This is a genomic window from Thiohalocapsa sp. (assembly GCF_019695415.1).
Classification (GTDB): domain Bacteria; phylum Pseudomonadota; class Gammaproteobacteria; order Chromatiales; family Chromatiaceae; genus Thiohalocapsa.
This window is the reverse complement of sequence record NZ_JAIFKJ010000368.1, coordinates 1-1859: the sequence shown is the minus strand read 5'-3', so window position 1 is coordinate 1859 and position 1859 is coordinate 1. Positions and strand designations below refer to the sequence as shown.

The 1859-nt window shown below is 66.6% G+C and carries 3 protein-coding genes; 2 read left to right on the top strand and 1 reads right to left on the bottom strand.

Annotated elements, in window-relative coordinates:
* Positions 1-24: 24 nt before the first annotated feature.
* A complete protein-coding gene (locus I6U14_RS10575; RefSeq protein WP_296899160.1) occupies positions 25-459 on the top strand; it encodes a PIN domain-containing protein in 435 nt (144 codons plus the stop codon).
* Between the two features lie 82 nt (positions 460-541).
* On the opposite strand, the gene I6U14_RS10570 is transcribed toward I6U14_RS10575, so the two are convergent.
* Positions 542-820, bottom strand: a complete 279-nt coding sequence (locus I6U14_RS10570) for a helix-turn-helix domain-containing protein (protein WP_296899158.1) — start codon at positions 818-820, stop codon at positions 542-544.
* Positions 821-1468: 648 nt separating this feature from the next.
* Here I6U14_RS10570 and I6U14_RS10565 point away from each other — a divergent pair.
* Positions 1469-1859, top strand: a 391-nt coding sequence (locus I6U14_RS10565) for an imidazoleglycerol-phosphate dehydratase (protein ID WP_296899157.1), incomplete at its 3' end; no start/stop codon positions are given.

Below are 1859 nucleotides of genomic sequence, written 5' to 3'. Positions count from 1 at the left end.
TGAGCGATTCTCTAGACGCCAAGCATGATCATCGCTGACACCGGTTTCTGGCTGGTGCTCGCGAACCGGCGCGATCGGCATCATGCGGCGGCCCGGGCTTGGCTTGCCGGGTCCGATGAGGGACTCGTGTGCACATGGCCCGTGGTGACCGAGTGCTGTCATCTGTTGTTGGCGCGCTTGGGCGCGCACGCCCAAAACAGCTTTGTTGCCAGCCTGCGTCAAGGCGCCTGTGAGTTATTCGCCGTAGGGCGCGAGCACCTGCCGCGTGCCGAACGGCTGATGCGGGACTACGCGGACCTGCCCATGGATTTCGCCGATGCATCGCTCGTGATCCTGGCTGAGTCTCTTGGACACGGGCGCATACTGTCCACCGACGAGCGGGATGTCCGAGCCTATCGTTGGCAGCGACATGAGCCGTTCCAGAATCTGCTCCTTCCGGATGGCAGCGCGGAAGCCTGAGCTTCGGCTCAAAGCGCCGGCCCCTGGCTGGATGTTGTCGGCCCGTCCAACAGCAATGCGAGTCGCTCTCGGTTGCCGCACCCTATGCGCCGCCCGGCTTGCGGTAATCCCTCGGCGTCACGCCGAACCGGTGCTTGAACGCCGTGCCGAAGTCGCTTGCCCGCTTGAAGCCGATTGCCTCGGCGATCTGCTGAATCTGCTGGTTGGTGGTGTCGAGCAGCTCCTGGGCACGAACGAGGCGCTGCTCGCGCAGGTACTCGAAGGTCCTCATCATGTCCAGCAGGATCAGGTCAGGGCCGGCCCGCACGGCCTTGCGCAGGCCGTCGGCCCCGTCACGGGCGATCGGGGTCTCGAAGCCCAATTGGTCAAGCTCGGCGACGATGGCGCGGAGCTGGACCGGCTCGTCGTCGATGATGAGGATGCTGGCCGGACGTGGCGGAGCTGTCTGCTGTATGGAAATCGGGAGATCTTGCCGACCTGTCGGCTGAACCCTCGGCGACGGTTGCGCCGGGGATTGGACCGTCCAACCGGCGGCGCAGTGCAGTCCGTCCGGACGAGGGGAGTGGCCACCCGCGCGCCGGGGGCTCGATGCCCGCGGCGCGCGATCCGTGGCGCCGAGGTAATGTCGCGCACCGCGGAGCACATTGGCCCTCTCACCCGGGCCGCGACCGGGTTGGTGGACGCTTCGCTGCACCCATCAAGCCTACCTACCGCCGCCCGTCAATCGATGCTCATCTCCGGGCGGTAGTTGGCGATCGGCGCGGCACCGAGCCGAGTGCCATCGCCCAAGAGCCCAAGATCGCCGTAGCCGGCCTCGCGAATTGCGCCTGGCCCGTTGTTGCTCGGACTCGTTCGATCAAAAAGGGCTCTGACCCCTTTTCTCCGCGGTGGCGGGCAGCGGTGGGTTGCCGCGGCGGAGACTCCAGGTTAGTGCAGAACCCTGCCAACCCGTGCAGGCGCTGAGTGCGCTGTGGTTAAATGCCCGCATGCAAACGTCGCCTGACATGCCATGAACGAGCAGACCGCGTCCGCCACGGCCCCCCGGCGCGCCGTCGAGGTCGAGCGCAACACCCTGGAGACCCAGATCCGCATCACGCTGGACTTGGACGGCACCGGCGAGGGCCGCTTCCGCACCGGGGTGCCCTTTCTGGAGCACATGCTGGACCAGATTGCCCGCCACGGCATGCTCGACATGGATATCCAGGCCGCTGGTGACCTGCATATCGACGCCCATCACACCGTCGAGGATGTGGGTATCACGCTCGGGCAGGCACTGGCGAAGGCCCTCGGCGACAAGCGCGGCATTCGCCGCTACGGCCACGCCTATGTGCCCCTGGACGAGGCGCTGTCCCGCGTGGTGGTGGACCTCTCCGGGCGGCCCATGCTCACCTACAACGTCG

Coding starts and splice junctions, on each gene's coding strand:
- I6U14_RS10575 (WP_296899160.1), top strand. CDS start 25: ATGATCATCGCTGACACCGGTTTCTGGCTGGTGCTCGCGAACCGGCGC.